Genomic DNA, 23,403 nt, shown 5'->3' with positions numbered 1-23,403 from the left:
ATGAAAAAACTACTGGTAATTTCGAGTTTTGTTCTGCTGTTTGCAAGTCAGTTTGCAACAGCTCAACAAGACCCACAATACACCCAATACATGTACAACATGAGTGTTGTAAACCCAGCATATGCTGGTATAAAAGAAAACTTAAATGTTGGTGTTTTATATAGAGACCAATGGAGTGGCTTTAGAGGCGCACCAAAAACATTTACTTTCTTTGCACACTCACCTGTTGGAGAAAAAACAGGATTAGGTCTTTCTGCAATTGCAGATGAAAATGGTCCTGTAAAAGAAACTAACGTTTATGCAGACTTTTCTTATCGCTTAGATTTAGGAGCAACNACCAAATTAGCATTTGGTGTTAAAGCAGGTGCTACATTTCACGATGTAGGACTTATAGATGTTGGTAACAACTCTCAAGACAATAACGATCAAGCATTTTCACAAAACTCAAATGAAACATTTGCTAATTTTGGTGCTGGTTTCTTACTATATGGNGACAATTGGTATGTAGGTGCTTCCATCCCTAACTTTTTAAATGCTACTCATTTAGAAATTAATGAAAATGGAAACGACCTAGAGTTAGGTAATGAGGTTGAGCACTTATTTGCAACTGCAGGATATGTGTTTCAAGTTTCTGAAAACCTAAAATTTAAACCATCTGCTNTAGTAAAAACAGCATTTGATGCTCCTGTGTCTTTTGATGTAAATGCAAACTTTTTAATGTACGACAGATTAGAAATTGGAGCTTCATACCGTTTAGAAGATGCCGTTAGTGGTCTTATTAACATAAGAGCTACAGATTGGGTTCAATTAGGATTTGCCTATGACTACGTATTGTCAGACATAGGTGACTATGCACCTTCATCTTTTGAAGCTATGGTAATCTTTGATGTATTCTTTAACAAGAAAACATTCCGTTCTCCACGTTATTTCTAAACCCTCAAGACACTACTATGAAATATATTTATACACTATTAGTTGCGCTTAGTTTTAGTTATATGCAAGCGCAGAATGCAGACACCAAAAAAGCAGACAAACATTTTGACCGCTATGAGTTTTTAGAAGCCATAGAGGATTACGAAAAGTTGATTGAAAAAGGTAAAGCAGACACATATGTNTATGCACAATTGGCAGAAGCTAATTATAACATTTACGATACAAAAGCTGCAGAGACCTATTATGCTAAAGTTGTAAAAGACGGTAATGCTACAAATGAGCAATTATTTAGATATGCTCAAATGTTAAAAGCCAACAACAAGTACGAAAAGAGTAATGAAGTTATGATGCAGTTTGCAAAAAATGCACCTAACGATGATCGCGCTATTACATTTTTAGAAAACCCTAACTATGTTCCTAAACTATTAGGTAGCGAAGAGAAATTTACTTTAGAAGCTATTGAAATGCTAAATTCTGAGTATTCAGATTTTGGTGGTGCTGTAAGCGGAAATACTTTATACTTTGTATCTGCTAGAAATAAAAGTAGAAAAAAGTATGGGTGGAATGAACAACCTACTTTAGATATTTATAAAGCAGATATTATTGAAGGAACTTACAAAGAACCAGAACTTGTAAAAGGTGAAGTAAACACAAAATACAATGAAGGTTCTGTCGCAATTTCTTCAGATGGAAATCGTATGTATTTTACTCGAAACCAATACTTAGATGGTAAGTATGGTAAAGATGAAAATGGCGTAGGACAATTACAGCTTTATTTTGCTGAAAATGTAAACGGCACTTGGAAAGATGTTAAGTCTGTACCATTCAACAATTCTGAATATTCTATAGGTCATCCTGCTTTAAGTAAAGACGGTAAAACACTTTATTTTGTTAGCGATATGCCTGGAGGACAAGGCCAATCTGATATTTACATGGTAGAGGTTACCTCTAACGGATTCGGAACTCCTAAAAATTTAGGCGCTAATATTAATACTGCTGGAAGAGAAAACTTTCCTCACGTNGATGAAGATGGAACTCTTTATTTTTCAAGTGATGGTCATTTAGGTCTTGGAGGTTTAGATGTATTTTATGCTTCAAACAACAATGGTCAATATGGAAAAGCTAAAAACATAGGTACTCCAGTTAATAGTAAAGGAGATGATTTTGCATTTACTCTAAACCTTGAATCTGGGAACGGCTACGTATCTTCTAACAGAGGAAAAGCATTAGTAGACAATATATATGGTGTCACTTTAATTGAGCCGTTATGTGAAGTTCAATTAGCTGTTAAAGTTGTAGATAACAAAACCAATAATGCAATCTCTAATGCAAATGTAGATTTGTATGATGACAAAGAGAATAAAATAACAACTGTTGTGACAGACGCTAATGGTATGACAAACTTTACTGTACAATGTGAGCAGGCATATCAAGCGCAAGTAAACATAGATGATTACGAAAGTAATTCGGTTACTATGGCAGCAACAAAAGACGCAACAAAAGAATTAACTGTTAGGTTAAAACCAATTGAAGCTATAGTTACNGAAGATCGCGTTATTCTTAACCCAATACTATTTGACTATGATAAATCTAACATTAAGCCTCAAGCTGCTTTTGAATTAGATAAGCTTGTACAGGTTATGAATAAATATCCAGAAATGGAGATTTTTGTAGAAAGTCATACAGACAANAAAGGTCCTAATGACTACAACATGAGTTTATCTGAACGTCGTGCTAAGAGTACAGTTCAATATGTAGTATCAAAAGGTATTGCAAAAGAAAGAATCTCTGGTAAAGGTTTTGGTGAAAGCAAACCAGCAGTTGAATGTGGTGAAAATTGTTCTGATGAACAACGACAAACTAATAGACGCTCTGAGTTTGTAATCATTAAAAAATAAAAATTTAATTGTCTTAATTTTTAAACCCAATGCAATTGCATTGGGTTTTTTTTATATCTGTAAGTTTTAAATAACNTACAACAACTCATTAAATTGATGCTTTAAGAACTATTAAGAAGCTGTNTCAGGTTTAAATAAACGCATAAAAAAAGGCCAACCTAAATTAATAGGTTGACCATGTAGATTTGGGGCTGTAAGAGATATTAAAATCCGTAGTTGAATCCTACACCAAGCACTTCTCTAATTTGAAATGCTCCAACAGCATTATCATCATAAATAGCTTGGAATATTACATTAGCAGACAANTATTTGTTTACTTTCATATTAAGATTCATTGTATAATCTAAATCAACATTTTGAGGGTCTTCTAAATAGTTAGAATATAGATTTAAGATATTTTCCATTGATACATTTTCTAACAACTGCACCTTAGCGTATGCCGAAACTGCTGCACCAAATTCAAAGCGAGTTGACTCTCCAGCATCAACTCCAAAATAATCACCATCTACGTATCCAGGTATAGATGTAAAATCACTATCAACAAAAATAAGTCTTGCTGTTGCTGGTGCTATATTAACGTATAGGTTTTCACTTTTCTTCCAAAGCATGCCAGGACCAAATTGNAAATAACCTGGAGATAAGAAGTGTGTATACTCAGTTCTNACTGTACGAGTCTCTAAAACACCATCTGTATTTGTAAACTCCNCTTCACTAAACTCATAACCTTTAGCAAATTGAGTTTTAAAGTTTAAAAAGAAAGATAAGTACCAGTTACTTTCTTCTAATTGTCTACCTAATATTGAATTGTACTCTAGGCGGTCATTTGTTTTACGCGTAAACTCATCGTCTTTAATCTTTGTAAGACCATACTCTCCAATAATTTTATTATCCCAAGAAAGCTTNCCTTTTCTGTAATTAAAATCATACGTAATACCAATGTTTCCAGCGTAGTTAGATGTACCACCACCTTGCCACTCTGCGTTAAAAGCAGCTTGGTTAAATAGTAATGAAAATTGTCCTGCGCGTGTCCATCCTTCTTTAGGTTGTTCTTTTTCATCTTGAGCAAATCCAGAAGATACTCCTGNAAATACTGCTAATGCAATAATTAGTTTTTTCATGGTAGGTTGTTTATTGTTTAATTTTTTTCAAAAATAATACTTATAGGGTCTTTAACAAAAATCGATTAAGAACGGTTGCCCTTAATCGATTAAGTGTAAATTTTNTCGGTGTAATACTTTACTTCTTATAAAGCGGAACAGATGAGCAAGCTTCTCCAAACATTAAGCTTTTTACTACTGGCTGTAATTTTTGAATAAGTAAAACATATGCATTTTGAGGTACTGGCTTATTAGAGCANCCTTTTACNATTACAGGTGCATCTTTATAGGAAGATACATCTAAATTTGAAATGGCTTCATTAAAAAGCAATGTATTAAGTGTNTCNAAGGNACCTACAATAGTGAGTTTAGTGAATTCTGAAGCATATGTTGTTAGTAACATATACGCCCAAGCAGGTATTATTGCTTCAGAAGAACAATGTAAACACAAATTAGCATCTTTGTATTTACTCCAATCATGAGCTTTTGCATGTTCTCTAAACTTATTTTCCTGCAATACCAACTCTTCCAGTAACCAATCTTTTATATCGAGTTGAAAAGTTGGCTCTTTGGGGTATAAAGTTTCTAAATCAAATGTTTTGAGTTTGCTATTTGCAACTCTATTTTTAATCTCGTATCCAAATTCTTCAGTTGCCATATTATAGCATTCCTAATTCAAGCTTTGCTTCTTCACTCATTAAATCTTGACTCCAAGGCGGATCAAAAGTAATTTCGACCTCTGCATCTTTAACCATTTTTAAAGACTTCACCTTATCTTCTACCTCTTTTGGTAATGTTTCTGCAACTGGGCAGTTTGGTGTAGTTAATGTCATTAAGATTTTAACCTCATCATCTTCATTTACAAAAACATCATAAATAAGACCAAGTTCATATATATCTACAGGGATTTCTGGGTCAAAAATTGTTTTAAGTACGCGTACAATCTTTTCTCCTAACTCTTCTGTATTTAAAGTTTCTTCTGCCATGTTAATTTAGTTGTGTTTGGTATGCTATGGCATACATCTTTAATTGTTTTATCATACTTACAAGGCCATTAGCTCGTGTAGGAGATAAATGTTCTTTAAGCCCAATTTCATCTATAAATTGNGTGTCTGCATCTAAAATATCTTTAGGATGTTGNTTGCTAAAAGCTCTAATTAATATTGCTACAATACCTTTGGTTATAATTGCATCACTATCTGCAGTAAAGCTTATTTTCTCATCATTCATCTCGGCGTGAACCCAAACTTTACTTTGNCATCCTTTTATAAGATTTTCTTCAACTTTATATTTCTCATCAATAAGTGGTAAAGATTTACCTAGCTCTATCATATATTCATAGCGGTCCATCCAGTCGTCAAACATGGCAAACTCNTCTATAATTTCTTCTTGTATGTCTTTAATATTACTCAAACCTCTTAGTTTTCTGTTGCTTCAATTAAAACATCATTATTGTCCTTAGAATATAAGGTTAAACTTTTGCCTACAGAGTTATAGCTACCAACATTTGCTAATGCCTCAAAAAGCTCAGTTTCATTATCTAAATTAGGACAAGCTTTTTTTGTTGCNCCTATATCACCTATACTTAGTGTAAGGTTATTTAATGTATAATCTGCAAAATACTGGTTACAACCACCGTNACCAGAAACTCGTTTTGTGATNCCACTAAAATTTATGGTCATTCCATTAACTGAATCTCCATTTAAGNTAGTGATTGTATACGTTCCATCTAATTGCACACGTCCTGTTGTTTCTAACACTTGTTGTGTTTCTGCACAAGAATACANACANAATATAGTAAGTATTAGGCTTATTTTTAATATTGCTTTCATAATTCTTTTTTTAGGATAACATCATTTTAGCACGTTTTACGGCTTTTATAAAGATATCGATTTCTTCTTTGGTATTATAGAACATAAATGATGCTCGTATAGTTCCCGGAATTTTAAAAAAGTCCATTATTGGTTGCGCACAGTGGTGACCTGTTCTTACCGCTACACCAAGTTTATCAACTATAGTACCAATATCATAAGGATGCAATCCTTCTATATTAAACGATATAACAGCAGTTTTATCTTTAGTGTCTGCATATATTTTTACATCGCCCAATGCCTTAAGTTGCTCTGTAGCATATTCTAGTAGNTCATTTTCATATGTTGCTATAGTTNTAAACCCAATNGCATTCATATAATTTATAGCGGCACCAAAAGCAATACCACCACATATATTAGGTGTTCCTGCTTCAAATTTATGTGGTAAACCTGCGTAGGTTGTTTTTTCAAACGTTACTTGGTCTATCATTTCGCCACCACCTTGATAAGGCGGCAATGCATTTAAAAGCTCTTCTTTTCCNTATAACATNCCNACTCCTGTAGGACCACACATTTTATGTGCAGAGGCTACATAAAAATCTACATCTAATTCTTGTACATCTGGCTTAATATGAGGACAAGCTTGTGCGCCATCTATCAACACTTTTGCACCAACTTTATGNGCTTCTTTTATAATAGTNTCAATAGGGTTTATGACNCCTAAGGCATTAGATACATGNTTACAAAATACAAGTTTCGTNTTTTCATTTATTAACGCTTTGTAGGCAGTTATATCTAATATACCGTCTTGCGTCATAGGAATNACCTTTAAGGTTGCTCCACTAACTTCACATGCCATTTGCCAAGGCACAATATTACTGTGGTGCTCTAAAGCAGAGACAATAACTTCATCTCCTTTTTTAAGTAAAGATTTGTAGCCANTAGCTACTANGTTTATACTTTGCGTGGTACCAGANGTAAGAATAATTTCATAGGCATGTTTTGCATTAAAATGTGCCTGAATAATTTTACGTGCTTCCTCATATTTATCTGTTGCTTCTTGAGATAACGTATGTACACCTCTATGTATGTTAGCGTTGTAATTACTGTAGTAANCTACAATAACATCTATNACAGCTTGAGGTGTTTGGCTTGTTGCNCCATTATCAANGTAAACCAATGGCTTACCATTAACGCTTCTGTTTAAAATTGGGAAGTCTTTTCTTATAGCTTCCACATTAAACGTATTGTTTTTTGCTACACTATTCATTGTGGACTATTTTAGACTGTTATTACAAATCGAATCCTAAACTTACATTTAGCTTGTTTGCTATAATTTTATTGATTCTCTTTTTAACCTCTGGAATTTTCACACTTTCAAGAACGTTGTTTGCAAATGCATACATTAATAANGCTCNTGCTTCTTTGTGAGGAATTCCTCTAGATTTCATGTAGAATAAGGCGTCTTCATCTAATTGACCAATTGTACAACCGTGCGTACAGCGTACATCATCTGCAAAAATCTCTAATTGAGGTTTAGAGTTTATTGTTGCTTTATCACTTACCAAAATGTTGTTATTACTTTGGTAGGCGTTAGTCTTTTGAGCTTCTTTATTTACAACAACTTTACCGTTAAAAACACCTACNGCTTTATCATCAAAAATACCTTTGTAATCTTGGTGACTCTCACAATTTGGCTCTATGTGATGCACTAATGTATTGTGATCTACGTGTTGTTTGTCTTCTATAATTGTCACACCATTAAGAACAGAGTTTATACGCTCTCCNTTTTGATAAAAGTTAAGGTTATTACGCGTTAACTTTCCTCCAAAAGAAAAGGTATGTACGCTACATAAGCTTTCTCCTTTTTGGTCTATATAGGTATTATCGATTAAAGAGGCAGATTGCCTATCNTTCTGTATTTTATAATAATCTACTATTGCACGTTTATCTGCAAAGATCTCTGTAACAGCATTAGTGAATACAGGATTGTCATTTAAACTTTGATGACGCTCAATAATCTGAACGTGAGAATTTTCTCCTACAACCACTAAGTTTCTTGGTTGCAATAGTAATGAAGCCTCATTGCCTGTAGCAAAATTTACAATTTGTATAGGCTTATCTACAAGCTTATTTTTAGGAATATGGATATATGCACCTTCGTGAGAAAATGCTGTATTTAAAGAATTTAAACCATCTTTAGGAGCTATTTTATTAAAATAATTCTCTATTACTGGTTTGTATTTTTCGTGATTTAAAGCTGAAGACATTAAGCACACATCAAACTTATCGTGTGTTGTTTGTGACAAATGTGAACTGTAAATACCATCTATAAACACAATGTTATACGTGTCTATATCATGAATAAAATACTTCTTTACATCACGATAATCTATAGCGTCTTCTTTTTTAGGGAATATGCTATAATCTTGCTTAAGCACGCTATTGAGAGAGGTGTATTTCCAAGCTTCCTGCTTTTTGGTAGGAAAGCCTTGCTCTTCAAAAGCTTTAATAGCTTCAGATCTTATATCATGAACGTAGTTGTTTACATCTCGACCATCTTCAAAAGCCAAGAAAGACGACAACAATTTATCTTTTAAATCCATATCTATATCCTGATAAACAGGAAGTTTTTTGTGGCATTTTAATTTTGCCACCTTCAATTCAACATTTTACATCTATATATAAGATGCTTTGCAACTTCTAGCAGATTCTAACTTTCTTAGTGTACTGCTTCTTTTTTAATCCAATCGTAACCTTTTTCTTCTAGCTCATAAGCCAGTTCTTTGGTGCCAGATTTTACAATTTTACCATTAAGCAAAACGTGTACATAATCTGGTACGATATAATCTAATAAGCGTTGGTAGTGAGTAATTACGATTACAGCATTATCTTTACTACGNAGCTTATTAACACCGTTTGCTACAATTTTAAGTGCATCTATATCAAGACCAGAATCAGTTTCATCTAGGATTGCTAATTTTGGTTCTAGCATTGCCATTTGAAAAATCTCATTTCTCTTTTTCTCACCACCAGAAAACCCTTCATTTAAACTTCTAGATAANAACTTACGGTCTATCTCTAANAGCTCAGATTTTTCTCTAATAAGCTTAAGCATATCTTTAGCTGGCATGTCTTCTAAGCCTCTTGCTTTACGAGATTCGTTTATAGCAGTCTTCATAAAGTTAGTTACAGACACNCCAGGAATCTCAACAGGATATTGAAACGACAAGAATACACCTTTGTGTGCACGCTCATCTGCTTCCATTTCAGAAATTTCTTCATCATGAAGTATGATTTCACCTTCTGTCATCTCATACTCTTCCTTCCCAGAAATCACAGATGCNAATGTACTTTTACCTGAACCGTTAGGGCCCATTATAGCGTGAATTTCTCCAGCTTTAATATCTAGGTTTATCCCTTTTAAAATTTCTTTTCCGTCTACACTTGCATGCAGGTTCTTAATTTTTAACATATCTTAAAATTCAAAATAGGTGTTACCTATTTATTATCGTTTGATTTTACTTTTACTGCAGGTTCTGATGTAGGTGCAGATACTTTTATTATTTCTCTAATTTCAACAATTTCGTCCCAACCTTCTGTTTCTTTATTAGGCATAATTTTACCCTTTACCTCAACAGGAACCATATCGAAATCTTCTCTTTTTAGCGGCTTTACTCGCTCTGCTAATTCTTGTGCCTTGGCGTCTATTTTTACACCATATATAAAATTATCTCCTTTTAATACCGCAGCATCTGCTATATAGATAAACTCTCCTTTTATAGTTGGAATACTATCTACTACCGTTTCTTCTGTATTATCTTGAGTTGTCTCTACATCGTTCTTACAAGAACTTAAACCAATTAGTAACAGACAAGCAATAAAAAGATGTTTCATAGTTATATTATTANTTTAATACTGCTGGCATTTCACTAAAGTCTTTAGCGTCGTGCTGTATAATTACTTTAGCATTGTTTTGTTTAGCAAATTCTTCAAACTCTGCTATAGATTTCTTTGACTGTGGAATACTGTAGTTAAACTGTGGCACNACAGATTCTTCTCTATTTTGTTCAAAGTGATACATATCTCCAGATAACAATACATTACCNGTTTCTGGTAAACGTACCATTAACACCTGATGACCNATTGTATGACCTGGCATATTTTTAATGACTACTGTGCCGTCTCCAAACACATCATGATCTCCAGATAATTGAACTACTTTTTTTAATTCTGAAAAACTTGCTGGTGCGTAAAATGAATTTCCTTTTATTGAATCTCCATTTGCAAATTTATACTCAGAATCTTGCACCAACCATTCTGAATTTNTAAAATGGTTTGCAGCTCCTGTATGATCAAAATGAATATGTGAAAATGCAATATAATTTACNTCTTNTGGAGTAACATTTANTGTAGCTAATTGGTTTACTATTGAGTCTTTTCTAGTTATTGTAAAACCGCCATCTGGAGTTGTANATGGCTCATTNCCNACTAAATTTTCTGGNAATCCTGTATCCCATAATAACATTCCCTTAGGATGCTTAATTAGGTAGAAACCATCTGCCAATGTTTTAGACTCTCCTTTATATTTATCACCTTCAGAAAACAANCTTAGCTTGTTAGCNGTNACTTGACCACCATCAAACTTATACAGCTCTACTTTTACAGACTCTTGTTCTGTTTCAGCTTCAGAAGGCTTAACTTCTTTTGTTTCTGCATCTTTACAAGCTACAAAGCAAANTAAGGTTGCTATGATAAATAATTGTTTCATTGTTTGTNTTTTTAGTTTAAAGCTTTAAATNTCTTATCCTACTGAGCCTTCTAANGAAATCTCTAATAATTTCTGAGCTTCAACAGCAAACTCCATAGGCANCTTGTTTAATACATCTTTACTAAAGCCATTTACNATTAATGCAATTGCTTTTTCTGTATCTATACCACGTTGGTTACAATAGAATATTTGGTCTTCTCCAATTTTACTTGTTGTNGCCTCGTGCTCTACCTGTGCTGTTTTATTCTTTGTTTCTATATATGGAAATGTGTGAGCACCACACTTATTACCCATTAACAAACTATCACACTGCGAAAAATTTCTCGCATTTGTAGCTCTAGAGTTTATTTGAACTAANCCTCTGTAACTGTTTTGAGAATGTCCTGCAGAAATACCTTTAGATATAATGGTGCTCTTGGTGTTTTTACCCAAGTGTATCATTTTAGTTCCAGTATCTGCTTGCTGGTAATTATTTGTNACTGCNATAGAGTAAAACTCTCCAACAGAATTATCTCCNTTTAAAATACAGCTAGGGTATTTCCAAGTTACAGCACTTCCNGTTTCTACTTGAGTCCAAGAAATTTTCGCGTTTTTCTCACAAATNCCTCTTTTAGTCACAAAGTTAAAAACACCACCTTTTCCTTCTGCGTTACCAGGATACCAGTTTTGTACTGTAGAGTATTTAATCTCAGCATCATCTAAAGCAATAAGCTCTACAACAGCTGCGTGTAATTGGTTCTCATCTCTAGATGGCGCAGTACAACCTTCTAAGTAACTTACATAACTGCCTTCATCTGCAACNACTAAAGTTCTCTCAAACTGTCCTGTTCCCGCTTGGTTAATTCTAAAATAAGTACTTAACTCCATTGGGCAACGCACACCTTTTGGAATGTAGCAAAAAGAACCATCACTAAATACAGCAGAGTTTAATGCTGCATAAAAATTATCTTTTTGAGGCACCACACTACCAATATGCTTTCTTACAAGTTCTGGNTGTTCTTTTATAGCCTCAGAAATTGAGCAGAATATAATTCCTTTTTCTGCCAATGTCTTCTTAAATGTTGTTGCTACAGAAACTGAATCCATAACAATATCTACCGCTACTCCAGCAAGCTTCTTTTGNTCATCTATAGATATNCCAAGCTTTTTAAACGTGTCCAATAANTCTGGATCTACCTCATCTAAGCTTTCGTACTTTGGTTTTTTATTAGGAGCAGAGTAATAAGAGATGTTTTGGAAGTCTGGTTTTGGGTAATTTACATTTGCCCAATCTGGCTCTTCCATTTTTTCCCATTCTCTAAATGCCTCAAGACGCCACTCTGTCATCCATTCTGGCTCTTCCTTCTTTAAGGAAATTGCTCTTACAATATCTTCATTTAGACCAACAGGAAANGTGTCTGATTCTATATCTGTATAAAATCCGTACTTATACTCTTTAGTTTCGAGCTCTTTCTGTAAATCGTCTTCTGTATATGCCATTAAATATAATTCTAATTGTTTAGTGAATTAAGCTACCTCTTTATAACGAGAAGCTTTCTCCACAGCCGCAAGTTCTTTGTGCATTTGGATTATTAAAAACAAAACCTTTACCATTAAGACCACCGCTATATTCTAAGGTTGTTCCTACTAGGTATAAAAAGCTTCGTTTATCTACTACAATTTTAATTGAGTTGTCTTCAAAAACCTTATCGGTTTCTTCTGTCTTATTATCAAAATCTAAGTCATAAGACAACCCGCTGCAACCGCCACTTTTTACGCCTACTCGAACGTAATCTTTTAATGCATCATAACCACTCTCTGCCATGAGAGATGAGATTCTATTTTTTGCGCCTTCGCTTACTTTAATCATCGTTTTGAAAATATGTGCAAATATACTGAAAATGGCTTGTTTTACCATAATTAGTCTCTGCGTTAATGTAATGTAGTTATTGAAAAAACTTATAGTGTGTTTGTCCCTTATAATATGGGATTCTTACACGCTATGTTTAAAAAGAATTAAAATTCTGAAAAGCGATCATCAAAGATAAAACTGTTATCTGTAAGTGTTTTTAAAAAAGCCACCAATTGATCTTTTTCTAAATTTGAAAGTGGAATTCCTCTAGAACCATTTTCCTGAACAAAAACTGGGTCTAATGTAACATCTTCCTGAACACCATCTGAATAATGATCTAGCACATCTGTAAGGGTTTGAAACCTGCCGTCGTGCATATACGGAAAGGTAACCTCTATATTTCTTAATGTAGGAACTCTAAACTTACGCAGGTCTTCATCTAGTCCTGTTACACGTTTTCTTCCTATGTCATTATATTGCGCATCAACAGGCAAACCATTATTTCTAAAAGATTGGTCTGTAAATAGCGGACCTGCATGGCAAGAGGCACATTTTTGTTCGAATATAGCCAAGCCTGCTTCTTCTGCTTCTGTAAAGACTGAACCTTCATTTCTTACAACTTGATCGTATTTTGAATTTGAAGATACCATCATAACCATAAACTGAGACAATGCCTTTAAAATGTTTTCTGAGCTAATTTCACCATTATCAAACGCATCTTTAAACATGTTTTGATAGGTCTGGTCTTCACTTAATTTTGAGATTATCTCATTAAAGCTTGAGTTCATCTCTACATCTGTAGTGATTGGTATAATAGGNTGNGTGTCTAAATGTTGNGCTGCACCATCCCAAGTAAACNCATCTAAGAACGCTAAATTGAATAAAGGTTGTGCGTTTCTTGTGCCTAAAGCTCCATCTACTCCATGACTTACAATATGAGTGTGGTGTGTAAATGCAAAATCTTGAATATGGCAAAACCCACAAGACACTACATTATCTGAGGCTAATTTGCCGTCATAAAATAACTTTTTCCCTAACTCAAAACCATTTTGAGTAGGTTGATTGTTACTTATATCATAAGTAGCNTCTGGAAAATTAGNTGGTACCTGAAAATTTAAATTAGAATCTGGTACAGGAATATATTCGTCATCCTGTGGTGTTTCAGTAATTGTTTCTTCACCACTTGAATCTGAACTGCACGCTAAACAGAGTGCAAAAATGCTTATGAACCAGAAATTCTTCAAATATGTATTAGTTTATTGTAAATACTGTTTTCATATTATCTGATATGATTGGAGCATTTACGGGATCAATAGTTACTTCATTATTCGTTTNGAAATAGTAATTGTTATTACCATCAAAAATATTNCTGATGTCTGCTTTTATTCCAAATGCAGACGTTTCAGAATCTCTTACAGTAAAGTTAGAAAGCGGCATTATAATTTCCTGATAGTTNTCTAACGTGCTACCNTGACTTCCTACGTGTACAATAAANGGTGTAGGCTCTGCATTTTCTTCAGTAGTATAATCGCCTTCAAACTTCAAGAAACGGTATCCTGCAGACCAGCTCCAAAGCATTCCTGCCTCATCTGCTCTTGGCACAAAATTCATTACACCATTTAATGGGTATTTAAATTGATCTACACCAAATCCAAATGAAATGCCAGAATAATCTCTGGACGGTACATCTTGCAAGGTTATGGTTAAAGAGCTTGACAATTGCTGATCTATAATAAAATAACTGTCTTCTTCAGGTACCACATAGTCTAAGCCATTATCATTTATTAAAACAATATTGCTAATTATGTATTTTAAATCTGAGACAGAATACGTTTCGTTGTTAGAATTTACATAGGTTGTAGACCCTAACTGTAGAGGCTCACCATCTACCTCATTTGCAAATGTAAAAGTTACGTTTCCAAAAGTAGGATTCCCTAATTCTGAGTTTCTATTTGCATCTTCATCTGTATTACAAGAGGCAAAAAACAGAGCAATTATTGCAAGAATACTTAATTTTTTCATTCTGAAATTTAATTGATTTTTATAAAAACAACGTCTGAACTTCCTCTGTTTGGAACAATATCTTGGTCATTACTTGAAGAAGAACCCACTGCTATAAGTTCATTATTTTGGGTCTGGTAAATATCATATAAAAAGTCTAAATCACTACCACCAACGCTAAAAGTTTGGTCGATATTTCCTGAAGAACTTACAATTGCTATCCAACAGTCGTTTTGACCATTATTTGTTGCAACATCTATATCATTACTTCTTGAGCTGCCTGCAATAGCTAAGCGACCATCAGACATTTGCACAACTGTTCTAGCTGCATCAAATTGAGTTCCGCCAAATGTGTTTTCCCAAATTATATCTCCAGAGCCATTAATTTTTACGGCCCAAAAGTCTGCATTTCCTTTTAGGTTAGACACGTCTTGATCACTACTTCTTGTATCTCCAGTTATTAAGTAATTTCCGTCTAAAGTTTCTGTAAAGCCAAAGCCCATATCAATCTCAGAGCCTCCATAAGAACGTTGCCATTCTAGCTCTCTATCTGCATTAACTTTAACTACCCAAAAGTCATAACTCCCTTTATTGTTTGAAATATCAAAATCTGTACTTTCTGAAGCGCCAGCCATTAAATAGCCACCATCTGCAGTATCAATTACTCCATAACACCTATCGTTGCTTGAACCCCCAAAATATCTTCTAAACTGAAGCGCTCCAGAAGCATCTACCTTGGTGCCCCAAAATTCTCCAACACCATGCAATGCTGCACTATTGGTAAAGTTGTTTGAAGACTCTTGTTGGCTCGCTGCCGTAAAACCATCATTACCATTACCATTACTCGCAGAAACATCAAAATAGCCACCAAAGAAAAAGCCGCCATCATCGGTTTGAAGTAATGAAAACGCTTGGTCTTGACCTTCATAACCGTAGCTTTGTTGCCATTCTAAATTTCCTGAAGCATCTAATTTTAATAACCAATGGTCAAAAAAACCAGCATTTGAAGAGGTGTCTCCGTCTGAACTCGAGTTATAACCTATAACAGCTAGACCGCCATCATTTGTAACTATAACATCTTCACCAAACTCATCATTTGTGCCTCCATAGGTTTTAGACCACAATATGGTTCCTTGTGGGTTTACTTTAAATAACCAAACATCAAAATTTGGTGCTTCTTTATCTACAATGTCACCATCTGTACTTCTTGTTGTCCCTACTATTACAAAATTTCCGTCTGGCGTTTCAACTATAGCTTTTGCTTCATCTTGATTACTCCCACCATAAGTCATTACAACATCTAGCTCTCCGGCAAATTCAGGTACTTCCTCTGCAGGATCTTCTGGTTCGCCTGGAACATCTGGATTGCTGTTTACATTTGCATTATCATCTTGAGAGCAAGAAAAGCTCATTACTATTATTAGTGCAGATAATATTGCGCCTAAAAAACGGTTTGGGGTAATTATAAAATTCATTGTTATTGTTTCTTTAAGAGGAATAAACCTCTATCTATATCACTTACAAGTATTGTACCACTTGAAAAATATGGGTACACATTCCAAACGCCATTAAAGTTTGCAGAATTTGAAGATGGATATGTATCAAAATAAGCTGTTTCTTGCATTTGTGAAGATGCTACTGAAGATACATCTATAATTCTTAAACCTGCTGTATAGTTAGCCAGGTAAAACTCATTTCCTTTTACATAACCATTATGATCTATTGCAGCTTCTGGACCGTAATATTCAAATTTAAATTGTGGGTTATCTAAATCACTAAAGTCGAAAATTATTGTTCTTGTATTAAAGCCTATTTGCGCCTCATCTAGCTCATCTCCTAAAATGAAATGACTTTGATCTTCTGTAAACCAACCTTGGTGTGTGTATGCTCTTTGCTCATAAGAAATAGTAGACAGTCCTATTGGGTTAGATTTATCTGTAATATCTACTATTGAAATTATAGTTTCATTACTTCCTATTAAAATTTCTTTACCTAAGTGTTCTGTATCTGGACCTGTATAAGTTACAACTTGAGCATCGTGACTATAATCATCCATAGCAAAGCCGCCTTCACCAATTGGGTTAAGTGGGTTTTGAATATTAATAAAGTGTGGACCTCCATTAAACAATTGTGTTCCTACTGCGTAAGCATAACCAGTATCCTCGTTAATTACAATATTATGAGCATCGCCAAAACCATCATAATGTGCATCTTCTGTAAACTGTACTGGAGGATTTTGTACATTTCTTAATCTTGTTAAATCAAACACTTGCATTCCATGACCATTAGCTTCACTAACAATAAATGCATGATTGTTATAGGTCTTGACATCTCTCCATATACTTGATGTAGTATGGGTTGGTAGTTTCCCTAAATACACAGGGTTTAAAGGGTCTGTAATATCTAAGAAAGCAGTACCATTATTTAATCCCATTAATGCATACTCGTTTCCTGTGTCTGGATCTGTCCATCCCCAAGAATCATTACCATCACTTGCATTCATCTCAAGTAAAGATACATTTGCTAAAAGGTCTATCCCATTACAAGGATATCCTGCTGCAGTGCCATCTTCGCAAGGAGTAACAGCATTTTCATTACCGCCATTGTCTCCACCATCATCACCGCCATCGTTTCCGCCATCATCTCCAGGATCTTCTTCTGTAGGAGTTTCTGTAACAGGCACTCCATCATCATCACTACAAGAAAATGGGGTTATTAAAAATGTAAAAAGTACAATTAAGCAGGTAATGTGTTTTATTTTCATTTATTCTATTATTAGTTTCTTTGTGACGTTATCATTAATAGTTATAAGATATACGCCAGTTTGAAAATTACTTGTATTAAGCGTAAAAGTATCACTATTTAATGAAGAGACCATAAAAATCTCTTTACCAAGAACGTCTGAAACTTTAATAGATTGTATTACATTACCATCTACAGTTATATTTGTAGTGTTTTTTGCAGGGTTGGGAAACATGGTAACATTTGTTTTATTTATATCTTCTACGGAAAGATTTTCTGTTTTTTTAACTATGAATAATCCTTCAGCTACATCACTAATAATTAAATTTCCGCTTGGGAAATAAGGATATACATTCCAAGCTGATGCTGTTCCAGCTACATCATTACCTGGCAACGTATCAAAAAAGCCGATTTCAACAAAATTCATATTGTCAATATCACTTATATCCAGAACACGCATACCTGCTGCATAATTTGCTAAATATAGGGTATCATCTATGATATACATATTATGATCTGTAGCGGTAGTTGGACCTTCCCAAATAAAATGCACAAAAGGATTGTCTAAATCTTCTACATTATAAACTGCTATTCGAGTTGGCAAACCATTCATAATTTCATCTAACTCATCGCCCATTAAAAAATAACGCTTGTCTTTACTAAACCAACCTTGATGTGTGTACGTTGCAGACGCATATGAAATATCACTAATATATTGCGGATTGGACTTGTCTGTAATATCTGCAATTATCATTGTAGACTCATTAGCTCCCATATAAATTTCTTGTCCTGTATAATCTGTATCTGGACCATCATATATTACAACCTGTGCATCGTGAGTATAGGAGTTTACCATATCGTCTGTTGAATCGTAACCGCCTTCAATAACTGGATTTACTGGGTCTTGAATGTTTATAAAGATTGGACCGCCACCATTGACTTGACCACTACCTCCAAATTCTCTTGCGCCTATAGGGTAAGCATATCCAGAATCTTCATTTATCGCTATGTTGTGAGCACTACCAAACCCTTGAAAAAATGTATCTGGTTCAAAAATTTCTGGCGGATTAGTAACCGTAAGTAATCTATTAAGATTAAACACCTTCATACCTTGATCTGCATCTTCTCCAACCATGAATGCATGATTGTTGTATACTTTTACATCTCTCCAAAGTCTTTGTACGTCTGTAGATGTAATTGGAACAGAAGCTGTTATTACTGGATTCTCTGGATCTGTAATCTCAACAAAGGCAAAGCCTTCAGTAAATGACATAATTGCAAATTCTCTTCCAGAAGCTGGATCTGTCCATCCCCAAGAATCACTACCTGTTGATGGTGGTGTTGCTGGACCTAAATCTAAAGCAGCATCAAATTCTGTTAATGTAATTTGTGCCATAAGATCATAACCATTACATAAATAAGGTCCTGCTGTTCCTATACCAGCAGTTTCATCACCAATACATTCAAATAGTTGAGCATTTAGGTTACAAATAGTTAATAAGGCAATAAAGAGTAGAGATTTTTTCATGGGAATTAAGATTTTCAATTATCACCTTGCAATTTAACTCAAGAGATAGTTTTACGATATAAATCGCTGTTAATTAAGGCATAAAAAAAAGCCGCAGATAGCGGCTTTACTTAGTATTGTCGATAAAAAACTCAGTTAATCGAATTTTACAGTGCGTGCATTGTAATTTTAATATTAGCTCTTTATAAATTTAGTTGCTTTTCCATTTATATTAAGAACATACACACCTTGGCTCAGGTGCTCTACATTTAGTGTATATTCTTTTAAACTTGTTGTTTCTTGTAACACCATTTCTCCTAAAACGTTATAAACTTCAATTGAGCTTAATGCATTGTTAGATGATATTTTTAAGTAATTGGTAGTTGGGTTAGGATAAATATTAAATGTCTCCTCATTATCAACTTCAGAAACATTTAATACTTCCTCACTCTTTTTTATTAAAACAAAGCCACGTTCTATATCACTTATTAAGATATTGCCGCTCTCAAAATAAGGATATACATTCCAAGCACCATTAAAGTTAGCACTGTCATTAGCCAAATAAGTATCAAAAAAACCAATCTCTGTCATTTCGCCAGCTGCAATATTCGAGACATCTAAAACTCTTACACCAGCTCTGTAGTTAGCAAGGTAAAAATTATCCCCATTTACATAACCATTATGGTCTATGGCAGGCGTTGGTCCAAAGTATTCAAAGTGAATAACTGGATTATCTAAATCGTTTAAATCATACACTATTGTTCTTGTATTGAATCCAACTTCTGTTTCATCAAGCTCATCACCAAGTATAAAATAGCGTTGATCTTCTGTAAACCAACCTTGGTGCGTGTAACCTACTTGACCATAGGATGTTGTAGAGATTGAAACCGGATTAGATTTATCTGAAATATCTACTATGGAAACAATACTGGCATTACTACCAATAAGTATCTCTTTCCCTACGTGCTCTGTATCTGGCCCATTATATGTTACTACTTGAGCATCGTGACTATAGTCGTCCATAGCGAAACCACCAGCTGCTACAGGGTTTTGAGGGTCTTGTATATTAATAAAGTGAGGACCGCCATTAAATGTATTGGTCCCTACAGCATAAGCATAACCAGAGTCTTCATTTATAACAATGTTGTGCGCATTACCAAACTCACTATACACAGCGTCTGCAAATAAAAAAGTAGATATGTTTACATTTCTTAATTTGGTTAAGTCGAAAACCTGCATTCCATGATTAGCAGCTTCGCTCACAATAAATGCGTGGTTATTGTAAACTTTCACATCTCTCCATGAACTATTAAATGTTTGTGTAGGTAGCGTACCCAAGTGTTCTGGATTTACAGGATCTGAAATATCTATAAAAGCTGTACCGTTACTCAAGCCTACAATTGCATATTCATTACCAGTATCTGGATCTGTCCATCCCCAAGAATCATTTGCTAAACTAGCAGTTGCAGAAAGCGTTGATAAGCTAATTTCAGAGACTAAATCGTAACCGTTGCAAGGGTATATCCCTGCAAAGCCATTTTCGCAAGGTGTTTGTGAAAATGAGAGGCATGAAATAAAAAATAAAGAAAGTAATAGGTGCTTCATGGTTTTGTGGTTTAATACTTTAATTTTGTGGCTCGTAAATATATGATAATGTTTGACAATAAAGATATTAGCAAAACCAGCCTGTCCTCACTAGGAGAATTTGGACTTATAGATCACTTAATGGACAATGTTGAATTAAAAAACACGTCTTCTAAAAAAGGTGTTGGAGATGATGCTGCAGTTTTAGATTTTAACGGTGAACAAACACTAGTGTCTACAGATTTCTTAATTGAAGGTGTACATTTTGACTTGTCTTACATGCCTTTAAAGCATTTAGGCTATAAAGCAATAATGGTAAACTTATCGGATATTTATGCTATGAATGCTAAGGCTACTCAGGTTACAGTATCAATAGCAGTTTCAAACAGATTTCCTTTAGAAGCATTAGAAGAGCTTTATTCTGGTATTCACTTAGCTTGTAAAATTTATGATGTAGATTTAGTAGGTGGAGACACTACGTCTTCAACATCTGGATTAATAATTTCTGTTACTGCTGTAGGTCACGCCAAAGAAGAAGAGGTAACTTACAGAAGTGGTGCAAAGCCAAATGATTTATTGGTAGTAAGTGGCGACTTAGGCGCAGCTTATATGGGCTTTCAAATTTTAGAAAGAGAAAAGGAAGTTTTCAAGGTAAACCCTAATAACCAACCAGACCTATCTCCTTATACCTATTTGTTAGAGCGACAAATGAAACCTGAAGCCCGCAAGGACATCAAGGAACTTTTAAATGTGTTAGAAGTTAAGCCAACATCTATGATAGATATAAGCGATGGTTTGTCTTCTGAAACTTTACACTTATGCAAACACTCTAACGTTGGTGTTAACTTATTTGAGGATAAGATACCATTAGACCCTAGCATGATAACTGTTTGTGAGGAGTTTAATTTAGATAGCACAACAATAGCATTAAGTGGTGGCGAAGATTACGAACTCTTATTTACAGTAGACCAAAAAGATTTTGAAAAAATTAAAGGCAACCCTAATTTTTCAATCATAGGTCATATGAAACCAGAATCTGAAGGAAAGCATCTTATTACTAGAGGCAATCAGCAAATAGAACTTACTGCACGTGGCTGGAATGCGCTTCAAGACGAAGAATAATATCTAAGACTTCATTTTTAGCTTCAATATGACTCATATGTCCTCCAGAAAGTGAATACAGTTTACTATCTGTTACTTTTGCTATGTTTTTAATTTCATTAAATAAAACAATAGGATCTTCTTTTCCTGTAATAATATTTTTTTGGCCTTTATAGTTACGTAGCAACTCTCGTGTATCTTCTCGTGTCTTCATACCTTTTATATTTGCTATAATACCATCAATAGGATATGTATTTGCCTCAGCTTTCATGGCTTTGATTGTTTCCTCATATATTGATGCTTTTTCATTGGCAAACAAATTTGTAACACCCATACTAATAAATGCTTGAGGATATTTTTTTATGAGTTGTACAGCACGCTCTCTATTTTTCTTTCTAGATATAGAATCTTCTGAAGGAGTTGAGTTTAATAATGTTATTGAAGTTACCTGCTCTAAGTTATTCTTTAAATATGCCAATGCAACATAGCCGCCCATAGAGTGCCCTACAAAATGAGCATCTTTCACGTTTTCCGTTCTAAGAATTTCTAAAATACAATCTGCCATTAATTGCATTGAATGTATGTCTCCAAAAACCCCACTTTTTCCATGACCTGGCAAATCAACAGCTATAATCTTAAACCTCTTAGAAAGTACAGGCATTAATGAGTTCCACATTGTACTACTTTCTAAAAAGCCATGAAGCAAAACAAGAGCATCTCCTTTTCCTTCTACATTATAATGTATTTGCGTTCCTCTAAAATTTATAATCATCCAAAAAGTATATATTGCACAAAGTTTCGATTTTAAATGGGATTACGCAAAGATGATTTTATAGTAGGTTTTGCATTATTTGCACTGTTCTTTGGTGTAGGTAATATTGTACTACCACCTATGTTGGGTTTTTTAGCAGGCCAAGAATGGTATTTAGTAGCAATCGGGTTTATAATCACAGCTATAGGAATACCTTTACTAGGTATTTTTGCTCATGCAAGAATACAAGGCACAATGTATGATTTTGGCAAACCTGTCTCTAAAGTCTTTAGTCTTATTTTCTGTATTTTAATATATAGCATTTCTGCTGCAATACCTTCGCCGAGAACTGCAGCATTTACTTATGAGATGGCTTTTGAACCATTCTTTAACATCTCACCGTTAGCAGTTAGCATTTTATATTTTGGACTGGTCTTCATATTTGTTGCCAAAAGATCTACTGTATTAAATAACATTGGAAAGTACATAACTCCTGCTATTCTTATTTTAATATTAGGAATGATTTTCTTCGGAATTTTTGAGGATACTGAAACTATGAAAGTGTCTTCACTCAAAACTCCAATACTTGACGGTTTTTTTGAAGGCTACCAAACTTTTGATGCTATTGGCGCATTGGTTGTTGGCGGTGTGATAATTATCTCGGTAAAACTTAAAGGCTACAACAATCAAGTTGAAGCTAAAAAACTAATAACAAAAGCCGCAATAATATCTGCATTAGGATTACTCATAATTTATTGCGGATTAATTTATGAAGGTGCATTATTTGGGCATCTTTTTAGTGAAGACGTTACAAGAACACAATTATTATCTGGCATAAGCAGTTTAACACTTGGGCCTTATGCAAGTATTTGCCTTGCAATTCTGGTATCTTTAGCTTGCTTTACTACTGCTGTAGGCATAGTAACAGGTACTGCAGATTTTTTCTCAGACCAATTTAAATATAAGTACTCCTATATTACAAGTGTTACTATTGCGTGTTTGTTTGGTATTGTAGTTGGCGCATTTTCAGTAGATTTTATTATTACTCTTGCATTACCAATACTTATGCTAGTTTATCCACTAACCATAGTATTAATAATTCTTAATATACTTTCAGATAAACTAAGGCATCAACTAATCATGAAGTTAGTGGTTATTTTCACTTCTATATTTAGTATACCAGACGCTTTAAAAGTTATAGCTCCAGACTCTCAGATAATATCTACAATTTCTAACAGCATACCTTTATCTAATTTTGGTCTCGGATGGCTTATTCCTGCTGCCTTTGCTTTTGGTGTTGGGTACTTAATAACACTAAGAAAACCAATCACTTAAGAGCTCTTGTATATATCACATGTTAATTATAACTTTAACGT

The 23,403-nt window shown here is 34.2% G+C and carries 23 protein-coding genes; 4 read left to right on the top strand and 19 right to left on the bottom strand.

The genetic code is table 11. The features are described 5' to 3' along the window. Positions 1 to 933 carry a PorP/SprF family type IX secretion system membrane protein gene (locus CL818_RS05325; RefSeq protein WP_286972077.1) on the top strand — a complete coding sequence of 311 codons (933 nt, stop codon included), beginning with the start codon at positions 1 to 3 and terminating at the stop codon, positions 931 to 933. A gap of 17 nt (positions 934 to 950) precedes the next feature. Continuing rightward, a complete protein-coding gene (locus tag CL818_RS05320; RefSeq protein WP_286972074.1) occupies positions 951 to 2,831 on the top strand; it encodes an OmpA family protein in 1,881 nt (626 codons plus the stop codon). A 203-nt stretch (positions 2,832 to 3,034) separates the two neighbouring features. Here CL818_RS05320 and CL818_RS05315 read toward each other — a convergent pair whose 3' ends face one another. The 18 genes from CL818_RS05315 to CL818_RS05235 all read right to left on the bottom strand — a co-directional run bounded on the left by CL818_RS05315 (position 3,035) and on the right by CL818_RS05235 (position 20,196). Next, positions 3,035 to 3,949 carry a DUF3078 domain-containing protein gene (locus CL818_RS05315; RefSeq protein WP_286972071.1) on the bottom strand — a complete coding sequence of 305 codons (915 nt, stop codon included), beginning with the start codon at positions 3,947 to 3,949 and terminating at the stop codon, positions 3,035 to 3,037. Between the two features lie 118 nt (positions 3,950 to 4,067). Continuing rightward, the gene (locus CL818_RS05310) at positions 4,068 to 4,586 is read right to left on the bottom strand and encodes a DUF2480 family protein (RefSeq protein ID WP_286972069.1); all 519 of its coding nucleotides are present in this window, start codon (positions 4,584 to 4,586) and stop codon (positions 4,068 to 4,070) included. Between the two features lies 1 nt (position 4,587). Next, positions 4,588 to 4,914: an SUF system Fe-S cluster assembly protein gene (locus tag CL818_RS05305; RefSeq protein ID WP_013186661.1), complete on the bottom strand. Its 327-nt coding sequence runs from the start codon at positions 4,912 to 4,914 to the stop codon at positions 4,588 to 4,590. 1 nt (position 4,915) lies between these two features. Next, complete coding sequence (locus tag CL818_RS05300) at positions 4,916 to 5,341, bottom strand: SufE family protein (RefSeq protein WP_502692209.1); 426 nt, start codon at positions 5,339 to 5,341, stop codon at positions 4,916 to 4,918. Positions 5,342 to 5,346: 5 nt separating this feature from the next. Continuing rightward, positions 5,347 to 5,760, bottom strand: a complete 414-nt coding sequence (locus tag CL818_RS05295; protein ID WP_286972066.1) for an META domain-containing protein — start codon at positions 5,758 to 5,760, stop codon at positions 5,347 to 5,349. A gap of 10 nt (positions 5,761 to 5,770) precedes the next feature. Continuing rightward, the gene (locus tag CL818_RS05290; protein ID WP_286972061.1) at positions 5,771 to 7,009 is read right to left on the bottom strand and encodes an aminotransferase class V-fold PLP-dependent enzyme; all 1,239 of its coding nucleotides are present in this window, start codon (positions 7,007 to 7,009) and stop codon (positions 5,771 to 5,773) included. Between the two features lie 22 nt (positions 7,010 to 7,031). Beyond that, positions 7,032 to 8,345, bottom strand: coding sequence for a Fe-S cluster assembly protein SufD (sufD, locus tag CL818_RS05285; RefSeq protein WP_286972241.1), 1,314 nt, complete (start codon positions 8,343 to 8,345; stop codon positions 7,032 to 7,034). A gap of 116 nt (positions 8,346 to 8,461) precedes the next feature. Continuing rightward, on the bottom strand, positions 8,462 to 9,214 hold the full coding sequence (gene sufC, locus CL818_RS05280; protein WP_286972059.1) for a Fe-S cluster assembly ATPase SufC: 753 nt from the start codon (positions 9,212 to 9,214) through the stop codon (positions 8,462 to 8,464). 26 nt (positions 9,215 to 9,240) lie between these two features. Next, the gene (locus tag CL818_RS05275; protein WP_013186655.1) at positions 9,241 to 9,636 is read right to left on the bottom strand and encodes a hypothetical protein; all 396 of its coding nucleotides are present in this window, start codon (positions 9,634 to 9,636) and stop codon (positions 9,241 to 9,243) included. A 10-nt stretch (positions 9,637 to 9,646) separates the two neighbouring features. Next, complete coding sequence (locus CL818_RS05270) at positions 9,647 to 10,510, bottom strand: N-acyl homoserine lactonase family protein (RefSeq protein WP_286972056.1); 864 nt, start codon at positions 10,508 to 10,510, stop codon at positions 9,647 to 9,649. Between the two features lie 33 nt (positions 10,511 to 10,543). Continuing rightward, positions 10,544 to 11,989: a Fe-S cluster assembly protein SufB gene (gene sufB, locus CL818_RS05265; RefSeq protein ID WP_286972053.1), complete on the bottom strand. Its 1,446-nt coding sequence runs from the start codon at positions 11,987 to 11,989 to the stop codon at positions 10,544 to 10,546. A 40-nt stretch (positions 11,990 to 12,029) separates the two neighbouring features. Further along, on the bottom strand, positions 12,030 to 12,359 hold the full coding sequence (locus CL818_RS05260; protein WP_041240912.1) for a HesB/IscA family protein: 330 nt from the start codon (positions 12,357 to 12,359) through the stop codon (positions 12,030 to 12,032). Positions 12,360 to 12,505: 146 nt separating this feature from the next. Continuing rightward, a complete protein-coding gene (locus tag CL818_RS05255) occupies positions 12,506 to 13,585 on the bottom strand; it encodes a cytochrome-c peroxidase (RefSeq protein WP_286972050.1) in 1,080 nt (359 codons plus the stop codon). A 7-nt stretch (positions 13,586 to 13,592) separates the two neighbouring features. Continuing rightward, positions 13,593 to 14,363 carry an MbnP family protein gene (locus CL818_RS13535; RefSeq protein WP_353743979.1) on the bottom strand — a complete coding sequence of 257 codons (771 nt, stop codon included), beginning with the start codon at positions 14,361 to 14,363 and terminating at the stop codon, positions 13,593 to 13,595. 8 nt (positions 14,364 to 14,371) lie between these two features. After that, complete coding sequence (locus CL818_RS05250; protein WP_272972710.1) at positions 14,372 to 15,817, bottom strand: hypothetical protein; 1,446 nt, start codon at positions 15,815 to 15,817, stop codon at positions 14,372 to 14,374. Between the two features lie 2 nt (positions 15,818 to 15,819). Further along, entirely contained in the window at positions 15,820 to 17,106 is a 1,287-nt protein-coding gene (locus CL818_RS05245) for a choice-of-anchor B family protein (protein WP_272972711.1), read from the bottom strand. Continuing rightward, complete coding sequence (locus tag CL818_RS05240) at positions 17,107 to 18,612, bottom strand: choice-of-anchor B family protein (protein WP_013186647.1); 1,506 nt, start codon at positions 18,610 to 18,612, stop codon at positions 17,107 to 17,109. Positions 18,613 to 18,786: 174 nt separating this feature from the next. Then, positions 18,787 to 20,196 (bottom strand): choice-of-anchor B family protein, encoded by a 1,410-nt coding sequence (locus CL818_RS05235; protein ID WP_272972712.1) that lies wholly within the window; start codon positions 20,194 to 20,196, stop codon positions 18,787 to 18,789. Positions 20,197 to 20,244: 48 nt separating this feature from the next. Here CL818_RS05235 and thiL point away from each other — a divergent pair, with 48 nt between their 5' ends. Beyond that, positions 20,245 to 21,297, top strand: coding sequence for a thiamine-phosphate kinase (gene thiL, locus CL818_RS05230; RefSeq protein WP_272972713.1), 1,053 nt, complete (start codon positions 20,245 to 20,247; stop codon positions 21,295 to 21,297). Here thiL and CL818_RS05225 read toward each other — a convergent pair. Next, the gene (locus CL818_RS05225) at positions 21,257 to 22,048 is read right to left on the bottom strand and encodes an alpha/beta fold hydrolase (protein ID WP_272972714.1); all 792 of its coding nucleotides are present in this window, start codon (positions 22,046 to 22,048) and stop codon (positions 21,257 to 21,259) included. The genes thiL and CL818_RS05225 overlap by 41 nt on opposite strands. A gap of 36 nt (positions 22,049 to 22,084) precedes the next feature. Here CL818_RS05225 and brnQ point away from each other — a divergent pair, with 36 nt between their 5' ends. Next, positions 22,085 to 23,362 (top strand): branched-chain amino acid transport system II carrier protein, encoded by a 1,278-nt coding sequence (brnQ, locus tag CL818_RS05220; RefSeq protein ID WP_272972715.1) that lies wholly within the window; start codon positions 22,085 to 22,087, stop codon positions 23,360 to 23,362. Positions 23,363 to 23,403: the final 41 nt, after the last annotated feature.

The organism is Croceibacter sp. (assembly GCF_002716225.1).
GTDB lineage: Bacteria > Bacteroidota > Bacteroidia > Flavobacteriales > Flavobacteriaceae > Croceibacter > Croceibacter atlanticus.
This window is presented reverse-complemented; position numbering and strand designations above follow the sequence as displayed.

Excerpts from the sequence above, each read along its gene's own strand:
- CL818_RS05275 (WP_013186655.1), bottom strand. The coding sequence starts at position 9,636 with ATGAAACATCTTTTTATTGCTTGTCTGTTACTAATTGGTTTAAGTTCT.
- CL818_RS05250 (WP_272972710.1), bottom strand. The coding sequence starts at position 15,817 with ATGAATTTTATAATTACCCCAAACCGTTTTTTAGGCGCAATATTATCT.
- CL818_RS05235 (WP_272972712.1), bottom strand. The coding sequence starts at position 20,196 with ATGAAGCACCTATTACTTTCTTTATTTTTTATTTCATGCCTCTCATTT.
- CL818_RS05305 (WP_013186661.1), bottom strand. The coding sequence starts at position 4,914 with ATGGCAGAAGAAACTTTAAATACAGAAGAGTTAGGAGAAAAGATTGTA.
- CL818_RS05260 (WP_041240912.1), bottom strand. The coding sequence starts at position 12,359 with ATGATTAAAGTAAGCGAAGGCGCAAAAAATAGAATCTCATCTCTCATG.
- thiL (WP_272972713.1), top strand. The coding sequence starts at position 20,245 with ATGTTTGACAATAAAGATATTAGCAAAACCAGCCTGTCCTCACTAGGA.
- CL818_RS05245 (WP_272972711.1), bottom strand. The coding sequence starts at position 17,106 with ATGAAAATAAAACACATTACCTGCTTAATTGTACTTTTTACATTTTTA.
- brnQ (WP_272972715.1), top strand. The coding sequence starts at position 22,085 with ATGGGATTACGCAAAGATGATTTTATAGTAGGTTTTGCATTATTTGCA.
- CL818_RS05225 (WP_272972714.1), bottom strand. The coding sequence starts at position 22,048 with ATGATTATAAATTTTAGAGGAACGCAAATACATTATAATGTAGAAGGA.
- CL818_RS05240 (WP_013186647.1), bottom strand. The coding sequence starts at position 18,612 with ATGAAAAAATCTCTACTCTTTATTGCCTTATTAACTATTTGTAACCTA.